13 protein-coding genes are annotated in these 18,818 nt (G+C 63.6%); 3 read left to right on the top strand and 10 right to left on the bottom strand.

The window, feature by feature from the left end; all coding sequences use genetic code 11:
- The coding region (locus tag AB4Z43_RS30400; protein ID WP_441940452.1) for a hypothetical protein at positions 1-219 on the bottom strand (219 nt) is incomplete at its 3' end.
- A 308-nt stretch (positions 220-527) separates the two neighbouring features.
- On the opposite strand from AB4Z43_RS30400, the gene AB4Z43_RS30405 reads away from it, so the two are divergent.
- The gene (locus AB4Z43_RS30405) at positions 528-2,498 is read left to right on the top strand and encodes a M23 family metallopeptidase (protein ID WP_027047418.1); all 1,971 of its coding nucleotides are present in this window, start codon (positions 528-530) and stop codon (positions 2,496-2,498) included.
- Between the two features lie 150 nt (positions 2,499-2,648).
- Here the strand turns inward: AB4Z43_RS30405 and AB4Z43_RS30410 are convergent, their stop codons facing one another.
- On the bottom strand, positions 2,649-4,223 hold the full coding sequence (locus AB4Z43_RS30410) for an MFS transporter (RefSeq protein WP_441940454.1): 1,575 nt from the start codon (positions 4,221-4,223) through the stop codon (positions 2,649-2,651).
- Positions 4,224-4,375: 152 nt separating this feature from the next.
- Here AB4Z43_RS30410 and AB4Z43_RS30415 point away from each other — a divergent pair, with 152 nt between their 5' ends.
- Positions 4,376-5,008, top strand: a complete 633-nt coding sequence (locus AB4Z43_RS30415) for a TMEM175 family protein (RefSeq protein WP_019861338.1) — start codon at positions 4,376-4,378, stop codon at positions 5,006-5,008.
- Here the strand turns inward: AB4Z43_RS30415 and AB4Z43_RS30420 are convergent.
- The 8 genes from AB4Z43_RS30420 to AB4Z43_RS30455 all read right to left on the bottom strand — a co-directional run bounded on the left by AB4Z43_RS30420 (position 4,982) and on the right by AB4Z43_RS30455 (position 16,725).
- On the bottom strand, positions 4,982-6,493 hold the full coding sequence (locus tag AB4Z43_RS30420; protein WP_069090211.1) for a L,D-transpeptidase family protein: 1,512 nt from the start codon (positions 6,491-6,493) through the stop codon (positions 4,982-4,984). The genes AB4Z43_RS30415 and AB4Z43_RS30420 overlap by 27 nt on opposite strands.
- A gap of 149 nt (positions 6,494-6,642) precedes the next feature.
- A complete protein-coding gene (locus AB4Z43_RS30425; RefSeq protein WP_019861340.1) occupies positions 6,643-7,005 on the bottom strand; it encodes an MmcQ/YjbR family DNA-binding protein in 363 nt (120 codons plus the stop codon).
- Between the two features lie 59 nt (positions 7,006-7,064).
- On the bottom strand, positions 7,065-9,671 hold the full coding sequence (gene clpB / locus AB4Z43_RS30430) for an ATP-dependent chaperone ClpB (RefSeq protein ID WP_019861341.1): 2,607 nt from the start codon (positions 9,669-9,671) through the stop codon (positions 7,065-7,067).
- A gap of 220 nt (positions 9,672-9,891) precedes the next feature.
- A complete protein-coding gene (locus AB4Z43_RS30435) occupies positions 9,892-10,854 on the bottom strand; it encodes a DUF4167 domain-containing protein (protein ID WP_441940457.1) in 963 nt (320 codons plus the stop codon).
- 310 nt (positions 10,855-11,164) lie between these two features.
- On the bottom strand, positions 11,165-12,037 hold the full coding sequence (gene prmC / locus AB4Z43_RS30440) for a peptide chain release factor N(5)-glutamine methyltransferase (RefSeq protein ID WP_441940459.1): 873 nt from the start codon (positions 12,035-12,037) through the stop codon (positions 11,165-11,167).
- A complete protein-coding gene (gene prfA, locus AB4Z43_RS30445; protein WP_019861344.1) occupies positions 12,030-13,109 on the bottom strand; it encodes a peptide chain release factor 1 in 1,080 nt (359 codons plus the stop codon). Before prfA ends, prmC begins: the two co-directional genes overlap by 8 nt.
- A 10-nt stretch (positions 13,110-13,119) precedes the next feature.
- Positions 13,120-15,390 carry a phosphoenolpyruvate--protein phosphotransferase gene (gene ptsP, locus AB4Z43_RS30450; protein ID WP_019861345.1) on the bottom strand — a complete coding sequence of 757 codons (2,271 nt, stop codon included), beginning with the start codon at positions 15,388-15,390 and terminating at the stop codon, positions 13,120-13,122.
- An 81-nt stretch (positions 15,391-15,471) separates the two neighbouring features.
- Positions 15,472-16,725 carry an aspartate kinase gene (locus AB4Z43_RS30455; RefSeq protein ID WP_019861347.1) on the bottom strand — a complete coding sequence of 418 codons (1,254 nt, stop codon included), beginning with the start codon at positions 16,723-16,725 and terminating at the stop codon, positions 15,472-15,474.
- 247 nt (positions 16,726-16,972) lie between these two features.
- Here AB4Z43_RS30455 and AB4Z43_RS30460 point away from each other — a divergent pair, with 247 nt between their 5' ends.
- Positions 16,973-18,811 carry a CHASE3 domain-containing protein gene (locus AB4Z43_RS30460; protein ID WP_020629050.1) on the top strand — a complete coding sequence of 613 codons (1,839 nt, stop codon included), beginning with the start codon at positions 16,973-16,975 and terminating at the stop codon, positions 18,809-18,811.
- Positions 18,812-18,818 lie beyond the last annotated feature (7 nt).

Below are 18,818 nucleotides of genomic sequence, written 5' to 3' on the forward strand. Positions count from 1 at the left end.
TCGAGTGTCGCTCACGCGGCTCTCTTGAATTTCGCTGAGGGCAGTCTTAGAAGCAAACTTCTTCGTCGCCAGCGGCGCACCGCCCTCGTTCGTGAGGCGTATATAGTCGCCACCAATCCAAACTGTCAACACACCAAACCAAAGTTTTTGAACTTTTTGCGACAGAAATTTCGGACCTGCTTTGTCGATAGCCGGCTGCCCCAGGGGAACAAGGGACAAGACAGGGGGCCGGCCACGAAGGAGCCCTATTGCCGCCGCATTGCCGTTCGACACCAAGGCCAACAAAAGAGGCCATGGCACGGCCGTGCAATGCCCTCTTTTAAGAGCCACGCAAGCCAGCGCGCGATGAGCCTTATAGAGAGGGCACGCGCCGCCCTCTTTGCCGAGCGCTCTATAAGAGAAGTGCATGGGGGGGAATTCGACCGAGGCCTGAGGCTTCGTTGACTTAACCTGCCGTGACAGGCAAATGTCATGGCCACAACAAAAGCGACAAGCCGTTCCGCCCGGGGAAGAAGCAGCCTTTCTGGATGCCAGACACGGAAGATGTCATAGCCGAACTCGGCAATGAGCCGCCGCTTATCGCGGATGGCCGCAGTGGCCCGCCCGATCGGCGCGAGGTTTCTGCGCGCTGGCTGTCGGGAACATTCCTGACCGGCGTGACCTCGAGCGTGCTGATGGGCGTGGCGCTGTTCGCCGCCCTTGACGGTCGCCAGCAACTGGCGACGCCACCCGAAATCGCGGAACTGATCGGCCTTTCCAGCAATGGCGATTCCGGCGAAGTGGCCAAGACAACCAGGCTGGTGGCGCCGCGTCAGATCGCCAAGGCCAAGGACCGCCGCCGCATGGAAGTGTCGATGGTCACCAAGGTCGGCGACCGCGACGTCATCCACACAATGCCTTTCGTGCAGATCAAGATGGCGCTCGCCGCCGGCCACACCACCAGCCGGCCCTACCCGCCTTTCGACCCGATGCAGGTGTTCGGCGACGACGGTGACGACGCTCCGGCGCAACCGGCGGCGGCCTCCGCCGCCTCCGGCCAGATCTATGGCGCCAAGGTCGAAAGCGAGATGAGCCTGAAGACCGTCGACTTCCCGATCGAGACGGCGGCCTTCGACGAGAAGAGCGATCTGTCCGCCGACGAGGTGGAAAAGGTGGTGCGCGAGGCCGGCACCGACCTTAGCGACGGCGCCGTGCAGGTCGCTTCACTCCACTATGTCGATCCGCAGCGATTCGGCGAGGCCTTCGCCGAGAGCATGGCCGGCTCCTATGACGTCAAGATCGTGCCTGAAAACGTCTCGGTGTCGCCGCGTGCTGCCACTGACGACCAGGCGCCGGCTTTCGCCGAGGAAATCATTCCCTTCACCAAGGACACCGACCTCACCGAGGCCTTTGCCGATTCGGGTTATACGGGCGACGATGCCACCGGCATGGCCGAAGCGATCGCCAAGCTGTTGAACGCGCCGACGCTGAAAGCCGGAACCGTGCTGCGCGTCGGTCTCGAAGTCCATGGCGACGCCGCCAAGGTCGTGCGCACCAGCGTCTACGACAGGACCACCCATATCGTTACCATCGCACTCGATGACCGCGGCCAGTATGTGCCGGCGCAGGAGCCGGATCCCAACCCCGAATTGTTGACGGCATTTGACGATTCGTCGGCACCGGTGGTGGTGCGCGGCAACCTGCCCACTGTCTATGACGGTATCTACCGCACCGCCTATTCCTACGGCATGTCGAAGAAAATGACCCAGCGGCTGATCAAGCTGCTGGCATCTGGCGTCGACTTCCAGTCGCGACTCAATCCGTCCGATCGCCTCGAAGTGCTGTTCTCGCAGCCGGACGGGGATGACCAGACCTCCGACGATTCGGAGCTCCTCTATGTCTCGGCGACCTTCGGCGGCACAACGCGCAACTTCTATCGCTTCCAGATGCAAGACGGCAGCAGCGACTATTTCGACGAAGATGGATCGAGCGCCCAGCAGTTCCTGCTGCGCAACCCGCTGCCCAACGGAAGATTCACCTCCGGCTTTGGTGCGCGCAAGCATCCTATCCTCGGGTATGTCCGTATGCACACGGGCACCGACTGGGCCGCCCCGATCGGATCGCCGATCATCGCCGCCGGCAATGGCGTCGTCGAGAAGGCCGGTTGGGCTGGCGGCTATGGCAAGCAGATCATCCTGCGCCATGCCAATGGCTACGAGACCTCCTACAATCACCAGAGCGCCTTTGCAAAAGGCATCGCGCCGGGCGTTCGGGTTCGCCAGGGCCAGGTCATTGGCTATCTCGGCCAGACCGGTCTTTCCACCGGTCCGCATCTCCACTACGAGCTGATCGTCAACGGCACCAAAGTCGATTCGATGCGTGTTCGGCTGCCGGTCGGCAAGGTGCTGAAGGGCGACGACCTCGTCGCCTTCAAGCGCGAGCGCGAGCGCATCGATGACCTGCTGAAGCAGGAAGAAGGCAATTCGCTTAAGGTCGCGAGCGCCAAGATCGACGGCTAGAGCGATTTCACCGCTTCCCGGAAACGGCGAACCTCTCTAACTCTTTGTTTTGACGCAATCCCGAGGGAAAGCGCTACGCGCTTACCCAGGAAAACCGCTCACACTTTTCCAGGAATTGCTCTGAACCTTGGCCAATCCGGCATCGGCGAATCAGTTTCGCGACGAATCAGTTGACGATTCATCGGCGCGGCGCGGCCAGGGCAGCGCCTGACCCGAAACGGTCATCCAGGCGATGATCGCGGCAAGCAGGCAGAGTACGGCCATCGTCAAGGATATGGCTGAAAAGGCCATGTCGCTGGCAGCAAGGCGTGTTGCTTCAAGTTCGGGCGGCAAGCCTGTCGATACCGGTTCGCCAAAACCTGGAATGCCCGGCCTGACCCTGGTGTCGAGCATCGTTGAATAGACCCAGGTGGCAAGCGAGCCCATTGCCGCCACCGCGATCAGGCCGCCAATGCGCGAGACGGCATTGTTGATGCCGGAGGCAGCCCCCGTATCCTTGTCTTCCACCGCCGTCATGATCGCGGTGGACAGTGGTGAGACGACCAGCGCCATGCCGAGGCCCATCAGCGCCATCAGCGGAAATATTCCGGTCCAGAAATGGTGGATGCCGGCACGGCTGAGCAAGGCAAGTCCGGCGAAGGCGAGAGCCACGATCAGGCTGCCGCAGGCGATCGGGAAACGCGGTCCGATCCGGTCCGACAACTGGCCGACGGGTCCCGACAGAAGGGCGATCGATGCCGACAACGGCAGGAAGATGAAGCCGACCTCGGCCGTGCTCAGTCCCCAGCCGGCGATCAGCAGCATCGGCAGATAGAAAAGATTGGCCGACAGTGCGAAATAGAGGAAGAAGGTCGCCACATTGGCACCGGCAAAAGCGCCGATGCGAAACAGGCTGAGGTCTATCATCGGCTCGCGCTGGCGTAGTTCGAACAGGATGAAGACGACAAGCAGCACCGCGCCGGCGGCAATGCTCGGCCCCGCCATATGGCCCTCGCCGCTCGAACTCATCGAGGTCAGCCCATAGGCGAGTGCGCCGAACGCCAATGTCGCGAGCGCGCCACCGCCGAGGTCGAGGCTGCGTTTTTCCGTCGCCGCATCGGCCGGAATCTTGACGAGCAGCAGGTAGATCGAGATCAGGCCGAGCGGCAGGTTGACGGCGAAGATCGCCCGCCAGATGCCGTCGCCGAAAGCCGACAGCACAAGGCCGCCGAGCACCGGCCCAAGGGCTGTGGTCAGCGCCGAGGCGGCCGCCCAGATGCCGATTGCACGGCCCCGCTCCTTTTTCGGATAGGCCTTGGCGATGATGGCGAGGCTCCCCGGCACCATGATCGCAGCACCAATACCCTGGACAGCGCGAAACGCGATCAGCACGACGGCATTCGGCGCCAGCGCACAGGCGAGCGAGGCAACGATGAACAGCGCGATGCCGGCCACGAAGGCACGGCGCAGCCCGAACCGGTCGCCGGCGGCGCCGCCGGCAAGGATCAGCGCCGAAAGCGTCAATGCATAGGCATTGGAGATCCACTGCGCCTCGGCAAGGCTGGCGCCGAGGTTGACACGGATCGCCGGCATGGCGATGGCTAGGATAGAGCCGTCGATGAAGCCAAGCGCGGAGGCCAGGATCGCCGCGATCAAGACGAATCGCCGTTGTGATTGCGGACAAAAGGTTCCGTTTGTGACCGGGCTGGTCAGCGGGGCGGCGGCAGCTTTATTTGGCGAATGCATGGCACCTTGCTTAGACCCCGAGCGCACCGGCAACAACCGGCCAGCAGCTTGCAGTCCTTGAAACCAGCCAATTGGCCAGGATGCGTCCTGTATCGATGCAAACGCCGGGAGTCATGCTAAGTTTTCCGGAAGACGGCAGCCGGGGAAAATTGATGAAACGACCACTTGAAGCGTCGGCGGAGGGACGCGGCCGCATTGTCGGCATCACCGACGGCGTCTTTGCCATCGCGCTCACGCTCATCGTGCTCGAGATCAGGGTGCCGGCGCATGAGACCGTGCATTCCGAGCACGATCTGCTGGTCGCCATTGCCGCACTGGCACCGCGCTTCCTGACTTATGCCTTGAGCTTCCTGACGCTGACCATCTTCTGGTTCGGCCAGCAGGCTCAGCACGGGCTGATAGCCAAATCCGACAGGCGGCTTGCCACGCTGAATCTCTGCTTTCTCGCCTTCATTGCGCTCTTGCCGTTCTCGACCGACCTTCTGGCGGACTTCCTCGAATTCAGGACCGCGGTGCTGGTCTACTGGCTCAACCTGCTGATGCTCGGCGTCACGCTGTTCGCCAGCTGGCGCTACGCGGAAAAGAACGGCTTTGTCGCCGAAGACGTCGATGCCGAAACGAAGCGCACGGTCTATCTGCGCATCGTCAAGGCACAGATCCTGTGGGCGATCGGTGCGCTACTCTGCCTGGTCACGCCATTGCTCAGCGTCGGCTTCATCCTGGTGGTGCAGCTGATCTATGCCACCGCGCTGCGCGGCTCATTGCTGCGCAAAGTCATCGGCTGAAGGTCCGCCGACAAACTCCACGGTGACGCCTGGCGACACCAGCTTGGCGAGTTCGCGCGCGTCCCAGTTGGTCAGGCGAACGCAGCCATGGCTTTCGGTCTTGCCGATCTTCGACGGCTCGGGCGTTCCGTGGATGCCGTAAGTCGGCTTGTCCAGGGCGATCCACACCGAGCCGACGGGGCCGTTGGGGCCTGGCGGAATGGTCAGGATCTTGTCGTTCTGGCCCTGCTTGAAGTTGATGTTCGGATTGTAGGTGTAGTTCGGGTCGAGCGCGATGCGCGACACGGCGTGGATGCCGGTGGGCGACGGCGTGTCGGCAGAGCCGATGGTCGCGGGATAGGCAGCGACCAGCTTGCCGCCGGCATCATAGGCGTACACTTCCTTCTTGGTCTTGTCGGCGACGATGCGCGCCACTGGCGTTGACACCAACTTGCCGAAATTGGCGACCTTGATGATCGTGCCGGGGCGATTGAAGTCGAGACCCTTGTTGATCGACTTGAGATAGTTCTCGTCCATGTGGAAGCGCTCCGCCAGCGCCTCCGTGACGGAGGTGTAGCACATGCAGTTGAGCTGTGCCTTCTGGCCGTAATCTTCCGGGATCGAGGCGACATAGGGGCCAGCAGCATCTTCCGCTGTGATGGTGTAGCTGGCGAAAGCATCGCCGCCCGATTGCGCGAGCGCCGCCTGGATGCCGACCGTGTCCGTCGATTTCAGATTGCTGCCGGTGATCTGGTTATAGGCGGCCAGGGCCTTATCGACATTCGAGCCGAAACGCCCGTCGATCACGCCCGGCGAAGCGCCGCCGCGGTCGAGCAGCACCTGCAGCGCCGCCACGTCCTGGCGCACGCCGAGCGACAGCGACGGATCGACGGCGGCCTTACCGCCAGTATCCGGCGGCAGGGAAGCCTGCGTATCCGGATTGACCTGCTCTACGTCGGGCTGCGCAGGGTCTATCGCGGCCTCGTTCAGCGGCTGGCGCTTGATGGTGCCCGGCCTTGCCGGTGCATCGGGATAGCTGTTGTCGTAATTGCCGTCGTCCTGCGGCGCCGGCGGATAGGCTTCGACCGAATTGTCGCCATTGGGGTCGTATTCATCCGCCGGCGGCGGGATGACCCGGCCTTCCTCTTCCAACTGCTTGCGGCGGAAGCGGGCCATGTCCTCGGGATCATCGAGATAGTAGCGATCATCATCGGCAGGGGCACGGCCCAATTCGCGCAGCCTTGTCTCGCGGCGCAGCGCGCGCCGGTCAAGCCGTGTCTGCGGCGGCTGGATGGCGATGACCTTGCCGGTGTCGGCATCGACGATGACGCGGTTGCCACGCGCGTCGTAGTAGATGTCCAGATTTCCGTCCTGGGCCACAAGAATGCCGCCATCATTGGCGGCGCGGGCAACCCTTGGTGCACTGTCCTGCGTCGGCGCGGCGAGCGCACCGAAAGTCACAAGCCCGGTGGCGAGCGCCGAAAGGGCAAAGATCGTGCGGAACATCGTGGCCAACTCTCCGGTCCGTAATTGCCGCCGCCCGGCATTGTTCACTGGGCGAACCCCTTCGCCAGCAAACCAGTTACCCCACCCTATGGTTCCAATATGAACCGGGCATGAAGATGGCGGTTTTTCGGCGTACCGACGAATACTCGCTAGCTCGCGAGCCCCAATTCCTTGCGCGCCTGCTTGGTCAGCTTCAGGGCGACAAGGCGATGGCTCTCGCGCAAATAGTCCTTCAGCGCGGCATCATCCATGCTCTGGCTTGTCCGACGCTGGATCCACTTCATGCCGCGCGAGGCAAGGTAGGGCGCGGGCCGCAAGCCCGGCTGCTCCTTCAGCACATCATAGGCGATGTCGGAGCATTTGAAGGTGACGAAGAGCTGCTGGCCTTGATCCCAGCCGCCGATCGCAAACACCTTGGCCCCGACCTTCCAGACATGGGCGCCGCCCCACTGGATGACGTGGTTTGCCGCGGGCAATGAGGCGCAGAAGCCGTTGTAGTCGTCCAGCGTCATCCGCCCCCACCCTCAATATGAAAACGCCGCGCGTCCAGGGTGGACGCGCGGCGTTGAAATCAGGCCGCCGCTTCGGTCGCGACGACCGTCGGCTTCGAGCGGAAGTTCAGCCGGTCGGAACCGGACGTGACCTTGACGGTCGAACCGTCGAGAATCTCGCCGAGCAGGATCTTCTCCGCCAGCGGATCCTGGAGTTCCTTCTGCATCACCCGCTTCAGCGGCCGCGCGCCATAGGCCGGATCGTAGCCCTTGGCCGCCAGCCACTCGATCGCCTCGTGATCCAGCGACAGCGTGATCTTGCGATCGACGAGCAGGCTTTCCAGCCGCTTGAGCTGGATCTCGACGATGCGGTCCATGTCCTTGCGGCGCAGCCGGTGGAACAGGATCACCTCGTCGACGCGGTTGAGGAATTCCGGCCGGAACGATGCCCTGACCACGCCCATCACCTCGTCGCGCACGGCGTCGACATCCTGGTCCTCGCCGAGATTGACCAGGTATTCGGCGCCGAGGTTCGACGTCATGATGATCAGCGTGTTGCGGAAATCGACCGTGCGCCCCTGCCCGTCGGTGAGCCGGCCGTCGTCGAGCACCTGCAAGAGCACGTTGAACACATCGGGATGCGCCTTCTCGATCTCGTCGAACAGCACGACCTGATAGGGCCGGCGCCGCACCGCTTCGGTCAGCGCGCCGCCTTCCTCATAGCCGACATAGCCGGGAGGTGCGCCGATCAGCCGGGCGACCGAGTGCTTCTCCATGAACTCCGACATGTCGATGCGCACCATGGCGCTGTCGTCATCGAACAGGAAGCTTGCCAGCGCCTTGGTCAGTTCGGTCTTGCCAACGCCCGTCGGTCCCAGGAAGATGAACGAGCCGATCGGCCGGTTCGGATCCTGCAGCCCGGCACGGGCGCGCCGCACCGCCTTGGAAACGGCTTGCACCGCCTCGCCCTGGCCGACGACCCGCTTGCCGATCTCGTCTTCCATGCGCAGCAGCTTGTCACGTTCGCCCTGCAGCATCTTGTCGACCGGAATGCCGGTCCAGCGCGAGACGATATGGGCGACGTGGTCGGGGGTGACCACTTCCTCGACCATGCCGGCCTTGCCGTCCTGGGCTTCGGCTTCCTTCAGCTTCTTCTCGAGTTCCGGGATCTTGCCATAGGCTAGCTCGCCGGCGCGCTGGAACTCGCCCTTGCGCTGGGCAATGGCAAGCTCGTTGCGTGCCTCGTCGAGCTGCTTCTTCAAGTCGGCCGCAAGCCCGAGTTTCTGTTTCTCGGCCTGCCACTTGGTTGTGATCTCGGTCGATTCCTCCTCGAGGCCGACAAGCTCCTTCTCCAGGCGGGCAAGCCGGTCCTTCGAGGCATCGTCCGTCTCGACCTTCAGCGCCTCGCGCTCGATCTTGAGCTGCATGATGCGGCGGTCGATCTCGTCCAGCGCCTCGGGCTTGGAATCGACCTGCATCCTCAGCCGCGAAGCGGCTTCGTCGACCAGGTCGATCGCCTTGTCCGGCAGGAAGCGGTCGGCGATATAGCGGTTGGACAGCGTCGCCGCCGCCACCAGCGCCGAGTCCGAGATACGCACCTTATGGTGCTGCTCGTATTTTTCCTTCAGGCCACGCAGGATCGAGACGGTATCCTCCACCGTCGGCTCGTCGACAAAGACCGGCTGGAAACGGCGGGCGAGGGCGGGATCCTTCTCGACATGTTTTCTGTATTCATCGAGCGTGGTCGCGCCGACGCAGTGCAGTTCACCGCGCGCCAGCGCCGGCTTCAACAGGTTCGACGCATCCATCGCGCCATCCGCCTTGCCGGCACCGACCAGCGTATGCATCTCGTCGATGAACAGGATGATCCCGCCTGCGGCAGAGGTGACTTCGGAAAGCACGGCCTTCAGCCGCTCCTCGAACTCGCCGCGATATTTGGCGCCAGCGATGAGTGCGCCCATGTCGAGCGCCATCAGCTGCTTGTCCTTCAGCGATTCCGGCACATCGCCATTGACGATGCGCAGCGCCAAGCCTTCGGCGATCGCCGTCTTGCCTACGCCCGGCTCGCCGATCAGCACAGGATTGTTCTTGGTGCGGCGCGACAGCACCTGGATGGTGCGGCGAATCTCGTCGTCACGGCCAATCACTGGGTCGAGCTTGCCCGCGCGGGCATCCGCCGTCAGGTCGCGCGCGTATTTCTTCAGCGCGTCATAGCCTTGCTCTGCACTCGCCGAATCGGCGGTGCGGCCCTTGCGGACATCGTTGATGACCTGGTTCAGCGCCTGCGCGGTGACGCCGGCCTTTGCCAGTATGTCGGCGGTCTTGGCCGACTTTTCCATGGTGAGCGCCTGCAGCAGCCGCTCGACCGTGACGAAGCTGTCGCCGGCCTTCTTGGCCAGTTCTTCCGCCGTCGAGAACACCTTGGCCAGCGGCTGCGCCAGATAGAGCTGGCCGTTGCCGCCTTCGACCTTCGGCATCGCCTCGAGCGCCGTCTCGACGCCGAGCTTGACGTCGCGGACATTGCCGCCGGCGCGCTCGATCAGCGACGCGGCCAGGCCCTCGTCATCGTCGACGAGCACCTTCAAAATGTGTTCGGGGGTGAATTGCTGGTGATTGCGGGAGAGCGCCATGGTCTGCGCGGACTGGATGAAGCCGCGCACGCGCTCGGAGTACTTCTCAAGGTTCATATCTGTCTCCTTCCATCACCGGCCCGCTTTGCGGCACCGGATCAGATTGCGGTGACGGACCCGCCCATTCGAGCCGGATCCCGTTCAGCCGAGATATGGTGCATAGGCCATGCCGTCTCAAGACGCCTTGATGTCGGTCAATGCATAATATTCCACGTCAGCCGAAACGAAAACGGCGGAGATTTCTCTCCGCCGTTCAACGCCTTGAAATGCCGTTCGATCAGTTGTCGATGTCGACGATCACCGGCTCGGCATTGCCGCTATCGGCCGGGGCCGCGGCCGCCTCGCCGGCATCCGCATTGTCGCCACCGCTGTCGACCTGCTCGGCATTGGTGCGCGGACGGCGCGGACGGCGCGGGCGGCGGGCAGCGCCGCTCTCGGCGGCAGCCTCGTTGAGCTCGGCCTGGGCGGCAAGAGCCGCCGGCGAAAAACTCTCGAACAGCGGAGCCTGCTCGGCAGCCGCAACGGCCTCGACCGGCGAACCGGGCTCAACCTGCACCTCCGCCTGTGCCAGCGCCTCGTTGCGCTGCTGCTGGCCGCCTTGCTCGGTCGACGAGGCATAATCGCGCTGGCCATTCTGGCCATAGCCGCCATTGGGGCGGCGATCGCGGTGACGCCCACCATTGTTGTCGCGGCCGCCATTGTTGCGCCCGTTATTATCGCGCCCGCTATTGTCACGATTGTCGCGGCCGTCACGGTTCAATGCGACCTCGGCCGGCATGCCCTCGATCACTGGCTGGGGACCGGCGCCATGGTTGATGACAGGAATTTGCGGATCGGAGACTGTGTTGCCGCCATTGCCGGCGCCATTGTTGCCGGCATTGTCGAAATCGTCGCGATCTTCATCGCCGTCATCGTCGAAATCTTCGCGGTTCTGCTGGACGTTCTGGATCGGCATCTGGGCCTGCGCGGCGGCAATGATGCGATTGTAGTGTTCGGCGTGCTGGAGATAGTTCTCCGCCATGACCCGGTCGCCAGAGCTTTGCGCGTCACGGGCCAGGGTAGCGTATTTCTCGGCGATCTGTTGAGCCGATCCACGGATCTTCACATCCGGGCCGTTGCTCTCGTAGTTGCGCGTCAGGGGATTAGGGCCCTTGCGGTTGTTGTTGTTATTGTTGTTGCCACCGCCGCCGCCATTGTTGTTGCGACCGCGCATGCGCCTGTTCTGCTGTTGTGGCCTCATTCGACTCTCTTCATCTTGAAATTTTCGAAAACTCGTTACGAACGGAGGCGCTCATGCAGCCAGCCGTTTCGTTTCTTCACCGGCGTTCGCCCGCATCAATTGCGTTGGCGCCACGTGCCATCCTGTTCCGGTTACATCACTTGCCGGACGATTCCCGCACGAAGCTTGGGCGTCGTTTGCGCAAGAAGGCAGCTATTTCCAAGGAGGACCGAATCGCTAAGAGCACTGCCTGCTTCGTCTCATCCGGTTGAGGCGACCCTAGCCGCATTCCCCGGTATTGCCAAGCGGTTTTTTCGCGCTGCGTCAAGGCTTATCCCCATTGAAAGACAAGAACCCTGTCGTTTCCGCCGAGATCACGTAAGGCAGCAGCCAATGCATAACCAGCCGCCTTGAATATATCCGTAACCTCGTTGCGTTGCGTATGGCCGATCTCGACCGCAATCCTGCTTTCGGCTTCTAGAAACCGGGCCGCCTCGGCGGCGATGATCCTGTAGGGGTTCAGCCCATCCACGCCGCCATCCAAGGCTAGGTGTGGGTCGAAATCGCGGACCTCGTCCTGCAGATTTCCAATGTCTCGTAAAGATATATAGGGAGGGTTTGCGGCAATTACATGGTATCGGCCGGAAACTTTTTCGAACCAGTCCGACTGCACCGTCGTGAACCGGCGGCCAAGCCCGAGTTCCCCGGCGTTGCGGGCTGCCGTCGCCAGCGCGCCGGCGGAAATGTCGACACCGGTGGCGGTCGCGGCCGGCACGGCACTCAGCAGCGCCAGCGCGATGGCTCCCGTCCCGGTACCGAGATCAAGGATGCGGCAGGTCCCTTCGCGCGCGGCCGTCGCCTCGACAAAAGGCAGCACCGCCTCGACCAGCGTTTCTGTATCCGGCCTCGGCTCGAGCGTTTCCGGCGACAGCGACAGCCGCAAACCGTAGAATTCGCGGTAGCCGAGGATGCGATGCACCGGTTCACCACCAGCCCGGCGCCTTAAGGCGGCTTCGATCGCGGCGATGGCATTGCCATCCATCGAGCGTTCAGGGTCGCCAATGGCCTGCGTGCGCGTCGTGCCGGAAAAATGTTCGACGATCAGCCGCGCATCGAGCGCCGGATCATCGACCCCGGCCATGGCAAGTCTGGCCCGCGCTTCCCGCAGCAGCGGCCCCAGCGCCTCGGGCAGAGGGTCAGCCATCGAGGCCGATATCGGCCAGCAGCTTCGACTGGTAATCGGCGATCAGCGCGTCGACAATTTCGTCGAGCTCGCCCATCATCACCCGGTCGAGCTTGTAGAGCGTCAGGTTGATGCGATGGTCGGTGACGCGGCCCTGCGGGAAATTATAGGTGCGGATGCGCTCCGAACGGTCACCGGAGCCGACCTGCGATTTACGCGATTCCGAGCGTTCCTCGTCCGCCTTGCTGCGCTCCAGATCATAGAGCCGGGCACGCAGGATCTGCATGGCCTTTGCCCGGTTCTGATGCTGCGATTTCTCCGCCTGCACCACCATGATGCCGGTCGGCAAATGGGTGATGCGCACCGCCGAATCGGTGGTGTTGACATGCTGGCCACCGGAGCCCGAAGCGCGCATCGTATCGATGCGGATATCTTCGGCGCGGATTTCGATGTCGACCTCTTCCGCTTCCGGCAGCACGGCGACGGTCGCCGCCGAGGTGTGAATGCGCCCACTTGCCTCGGTCGCCGGCACGCGTTGCACGCGATGCACGCCGGATTCGAATTTCAGATGGGCAAACACGCCCTTGCCCGAAACGGTGGCGATGATTTCCTTGAACCCGCCTGCATCGCCGTCGCTGGCAGACACCGTCTCGAACCGCCAGCCGCGTTCGGCGGCATAGCGCTCATACATGCGAAACAGGTCGCCGGCGAAGAGCGCAGCCTCGTCACCGCCGGTACCGGCACGGATTTCGAGGATGGCATTCTTGTCGTCGGCGGCGTCCTTGGGCAGAAGCAGGATCTGGATATCCTTCTGCAGCGTTTCGATACGCTCCTCCACGCCGGGCAGGTCCGCCTCGGCGAGCGCCCGCATCTCGGCGTCGGTGCCCTTGTCGGCAAGCATTGCCTCAAGGTCGGCCTGCTCATGCTCGGCCGAGCGCAATTGCCTGACCTTGGCCACCATGTCCTGCAGCTCGGCATATTCCGATGCCATCTTCACATAGGCGTCCGGCGCCGGGCCGGCCGACATCTGCGCTTCGAGCATCTCGAAACGCTTGACGACTTGATCCATACGATCGCGGGGCAGATTGACCATGATGGGGGCGCTACAACGGAATCGAGCGGTCGTCGGCGAAGGCCTGCAGCAGCGCCCGCATCGGCAACCCCTGCGCCGGCGCCATCAGATTGTCGTCGAAGAACGCCGTCAGCTCATCCAGCGGCAGTTCCGTCAGCATCGCCTTGACCGGGCCGATCGAGGCCGGCGACATCGAGATCGAACGGAAGCCCAGACCGATCAGCGCCATCGCCGAGATCGGCTTGCCGGCGAGTTCGCCGCACAGCGTCACCGGCGTGTGGTTGCGGATGCCGGCATCGGCGATCTGCTTGAGCACGCGCAGGAACGGCGCCGACAGCGTGTCGAAGCGGTTGGCCAGTTGCGTGTTGCCGCGGTCGACCGCCATGACGAACTGGAACAGATCGTTCGAGCCGACCGAGACGAAATCGACCGCCTTCATCAATTCGTCGAGCTGGAACAGCAGCGACGGCACTTCCAGCATCGCGCCCAGCTTGAGGCTGGTCGGCAGATGATGGGCGAAACGCGACAGATGCCGCACCTCGCGGTCGATGATCTCACGCGCCTGGGCGATCTCGCCAAGCTCGGTCACCATCGGCAGCATCAGCTTGAGCTCGCGCCCGCCGCTGGCCTTCAGCAGGGCGCGGATCTGGGTGCGCAGCAAGCCGGGCCGGTCGAGCGTTAGCCGGATCGCCCGCCAGCCGAGCGCCGGGTTTTCTTCCTGGATGGCGCCCTTGAAATAGGGCAGCACCTTGTCGCCGCCGATGTCGATGGTGCGGAAGGTGACAGGTTTGCCGCGCGCGGCCTCGAGCACGTCGCGATAGAGCTTCTCCTGCGCCTCGGCGCGCGGAAAGGTCGAGGCGACCATGAATTGCAGTTCGGTGCGGAACAGGCCAATGCCGGCAGCGCCGGACTCGGCCAGTTGCGGCAGGTCGACGGCAAGCCCGGCATTCATCAGGAGATCGACCTGCACGCCGTCCCTGGTCGTCGACGGCTTCTTGCGCAGCTCGCGATAGACCTCTTGCCGGCGCGCGCGAAACCGCACCTTTTCGGCATAGGCGGCTTCGAGATCGGACTGCGGCCGCAGATGGATCGTGCCTTCCTCGCCGTCGACGATGATGGCATCGCCGTTTTCCGCCATGGAAACGGCACCCTTCATCTGGCCGGCGACCGGGATGCCCATGGCGCGCGCGACGATGACGACATGGCTGGTGGCGGCACCATCCTCGAGCACCAGCCCGCGCATTTTTTCCCTGGGATAGTCCAGCAGCTCGGCCGCGCCCATCGAGCGGGCGACGATGATGGCGTCCTTCGGCAGCGAGGCCGCGACGTCTTCCGGTCCGCGGCCCATTAGCTGGCGCAAGAGCCGGTTGGCGAGGTCGTCGAAATCGCTCATCCGCTCGCGCAGATAGGGATCGGTCATGTGCAGCATGCGGGCGCGCATGTCGCTCTGCACCTTTTCCACGGCCGCTTCGGCCGTCAGGCCGTTGCGGATGGCCTCTTCCAGCCGGCGCACCCAGCCACGGTCATTGGCGAACATGCGGTAGGCTTCCAGCACCTGGCGATGCTCGCCCTCGAAGGCGACGTCGCGGCGCTCCAGCATGTCGTCGATGGAGAGCCGCAGCGAGCCGAGCGAGCTTTCCAGCCGCCGGACCTCTTCCTCGCTGTCCTCGTTGAACAGATTGGTGACGACGATGCGCGGCTCGTGCAGCACGACATGGCCAAGCCCGACGCCGTCGTTGAAGGACAGGCCGGTGAAACTGACCGGCCGGCGCAGATCGAGTTCGAGGCCCGGCCGCGTCAGCCGCGCCAGATCGCCGGTGGCGATCATCTCGGCGATGACCATGGCGGTGGTTTCCAGCGCCTCGACCTCGTCGTCGCGATAGTGGCGCATGGTCTTGTTCTGCACGACCAGGACGCCCAACGTGCGCCCTGCCCTGAGCACCGGCACGCCGAGGAAGGAATTGTAGATCTCTTCACCGGTCTCCGGCAGGTAGGCGAAGGCCGGATGCTCCTGCGCATTGGAAAGATTGAGCGGCCGCGCACTGGCGGCGATGGTGCCGACAAGGCCTTGCCCGAGCCGCAACTGCGCCAGGTGGACGGCGTTCGGGTTCAGACCCTCGGTGGCGTAGAGCTCAAGCACCGAATCGGCGCGCAGCACATAGAGCGAGCAGACTTCCGCGACCATGTTGGAAGCGATGTCGCGCACGATCCGGTCAAGCCGCTCCTGCGGCTCCAGCGGCTCTTGCATGAGCTCGCGGAGCCGTTTCAGCAAAACGCGCGGGCCACTGGCCTGGTCACGCATCGCGGCTTTTTCTCCAATGAAACACTTGCCGGCGCAGTTTCCGCCGCTGCCGGCATGCGCGCAACAACTGATTCAGTCTTGCTACTGCTTATCCAGACCGTAGACGGAATGCAAAGTGCGAACCGCAAGTTCGGTGTACGGACCGTCGATCAGTATCGAAATCTTGATCTCGGAGGTGGTGATGGCGCGGATATTGATCGCCTTCTCGGCCAACGCCTTGAAAGCGGTGGCGGCGACACCGGCGTGGCTCCTCATGCCGATGCCGATGACCGAAACCTTCGACATGCCGGCTTCCGACTGCACGACATCGTAGCCGACCTCGGCCTTCAGCCGGTCGAGCACGGCCAGCGCCTTGTCGACGTCACCCGAAGGCACGGTGAAGGTCATGTCGGTGAACTTGCCGTCCTCGGAAATGTTCTGGACGATCATGTCGACATTGATGTTGGCCTCGGCCAGTGGCCCGAAAATGCCGGCGGCGACGCCAGGGCGGTCGCCGACGCGGCGCAGCGAAATCTGGGCCTCGTCCTTGGCGTAGGCAATTCCGGTGACGACCTGCTGTTCCACGATCTCTTCCTCGTCGCAAATGAGCGTTCCCGGAGGATTGAGCAAATCCCCCATTCCGGGCGCATCGGGATCGTCGAAGGACGACCGCACGAAGGTACGCACCCTGTGCACCATGGCAAGCTCGACCGAACGCACCTGCAGAACCTTGGCGCCGAGCGAGGCCATTTCAAGCATTTCCTCGAACGAGATCTTGGCCAGCCGCCGCGCCTTGGGCTCGATGCGCGGGTCGGTGGTGTAGACCCCGTCGACATCGGTGTAGATGTCGCAGCGGTCGGCCTTGACCGCAGCGGCGATGGCGACCGCGCTGGTGTCGGAACCGCCACGGCCGAGGGTCGCGATGCGGTTGTCCGGCCCGATGCCCTGGAAGCCGGCGATGACGGCCACCTGGCCCTCGCCGAAGCGCTTGATCAGGAAGGCGCCGTCAATGTCGAGGATGCGCGCCGCGCCATGCGCGTTGTCGGTCTTGATCGGGATCTGCCAGCCCTGCCAGGAACGGGCGTGCACGCCCATGTTCTGCAAGGTGATGGCCAGCAGTCCGGCGGTGACCTGTTCGCCGGAAGCGACGACCGCGTCATATTCGCGTGCGTCGTGCATCGGCGAGGCCTCGCGCGTCCAGCCGACCAGTTCATTGGTCTTGCCGGCCATTGCCGAGACGACCACCGCCACCTCATGGCCGGCGTCGACCTCGCGTTTGACGTGACGCGCCACATTGCGGATGCGGGCGATGTCGGCGACGGAGGTTCCGCCGAATTTCATCACGATACGCGCCATGGAAGCGAAATGCCTTTGACTGAAGCCGGCCTGGAGCCGAAAACGAAGGAAAGCGCCCGGCTGGCGCCGGCCGCTGAATGCGCGGCCTCCTTAGCCAAATGCTTTGGGTTTCGCAAGGCTGGCAGCGGAATGCCGGCTTCAACAAGACGCCATATTGCCATCCGGGTCCGCGCCGCTTACCAAATGCTGCCCGCGGGGAATTCCTTTTGGTTCGGCATAACAGATGATTGCTCGTCTTCGGCGCGCCATGCGGTTGCAATCGCTGCCGCTTGTCGCCGGCTTCGCCGTGCTGGCATTGATCGTCGGCACCCGTGCCCTGCTGGTCGAGGGACAAAGGGCCAATCGTGCCGCCGCGCGCGAGACAATCGAATACCAGCAGCAGCTTTCAGGGCTGCTTTCATTGGCGCAGGATGCCGAGGCCGGCCAGCGCGGCTATCTGCTGACCGGCGAGAAATCCTATCTCGAACCGTACCAGAAGGCTGTCGATGCAATCCCGGGGCAACTTGCCCGCATCGATGCCATGACATCATCCAACGATCAGCTCGCCCCGCAGATCAGCCACATCAAGGACGCGCTGGCGCAAAAACAGGCTGAACTGTCCGAGACGATCGCCCTCTACGACAAGGGCGATGCGTCGAAGGCGCTGGAACTCGTCCGCGGCGGCCAGGGCAAGGCCGCCATGGACGAGATCCGCGCCAGCATGGACACCATCCGGCGCATCGGCGCCGCCGACATCGCAGCGCGCGACGAGCACACGGACCAGGTCGAGGCCTGGCTGCGTGTCGGTTCGCTTGCGGCCCTCGTCGCGATCTTCCTGCTCGGTGCCTACACGATCCGCCAATCCCGCCGCCGCTTCCGCGAGGTCGCCACCGCCCAGGAAGAGCTGATGCGCAAGAACATCGAGCTCGGCAACGAGATCAACACGCGCGAGAAGGCCGAATCCCAGATCCGCCAGATGCAGAAGATGGAGGCGGTCGGCCAACTGACAGGCGGCATCGCCCACGATTTCAACAACATGCTGGCGGTCATCCTCAGCGCCATGAACCTTGCCCAGCGCAAGCTGAAGCGTGGCGAGAATGACATCGAGAAATTCGTCGAGGCTGCGACGGATGCAGCCGGCCGTGCCGCCAATTTGACCTCCCGGCTGCTTGCCTTCTCGCGCTTGCAGCCGCTTGCGCCGCAGGTGGTCGATACCAACCGGCTGGTGACCGGCATGTCCGACCTTCTCCACCGTGCGCTGGGCGAGGGCATACGCGTCGAAACCGTGCTGGCGGCCGGCCTGTGGAAAACCCACGCCGACCCCAGCCAGATCGAGAACGCCATCCTCAACCTTGCCGTCAACGCCCGTGACGCCATGGACAATGACGGCAAGTTGACCATCGAGACCGCCAACAGCCACCTCGACGACGCCTATGCCGCGACACATGCCGAAGTCACGCCAGGCCAATATGTGATGATCGCGGTCACCGACACCGGCACCGGCATGTCGCCCGAGGTCATCGCCAAGGCCTTCGAACCCTTCTTCACGACCAAGCCGGTCAACAAGGGCACGGGACTTGGGCTGAGCCAGGTGTTCGGCTTCGTCAAGCAGTCGGGCGGCCACGTCAAGATCTACTCCGAACCGGGCCAAGGCACGACGATAAGGATCTATCTGCCCCGGTTTTTCGGACCGGAGGAGCCGGCGGCACCCGCCGGGCGCGGCAAGAGCACCGTCAAGGTCACCGAGACGATCCTCGTCGTCGAGGACGACGCCCGCGTGCGGGCCGCCACGACAGACGCCATGCGCGAACTCGGCTACACGGTCATCCACGTTGGAAGTGGCCAGGAGGCCCTTCAGAAGCTGGCGGCGACATCGGGCATCGCCCTGCTTTTCACGGATATCGTCATGCCTGCGATGAACGGCCGCAAGCTCGCCGAGGAGGCGGTCGCACGCCAACCCGGCCTGAAGGTCATCTTCACCACCGGTTTCACCAGGAATGCCGTTGTCCATAACGGCGTGCTCGACCATGACGTTCACTTCCTGGCCAAGCCGTTCACCATCGAGCAACTCGAAGCCAAGCTGCGCGACGTGCTGGACGCGAAATAGGCCGCGC

The organism is Mesorhizobium sp. 2RAF45 (genome assembly GCF_052115225.1).
Classification (GTDB): domain Bacteria; phylum Pseudomonadota; class Alphaproteobacteria; order Rhizobiales; family Rhizobiaceae; genus Mesorhizobium; species Mesorhizobium jarvisii.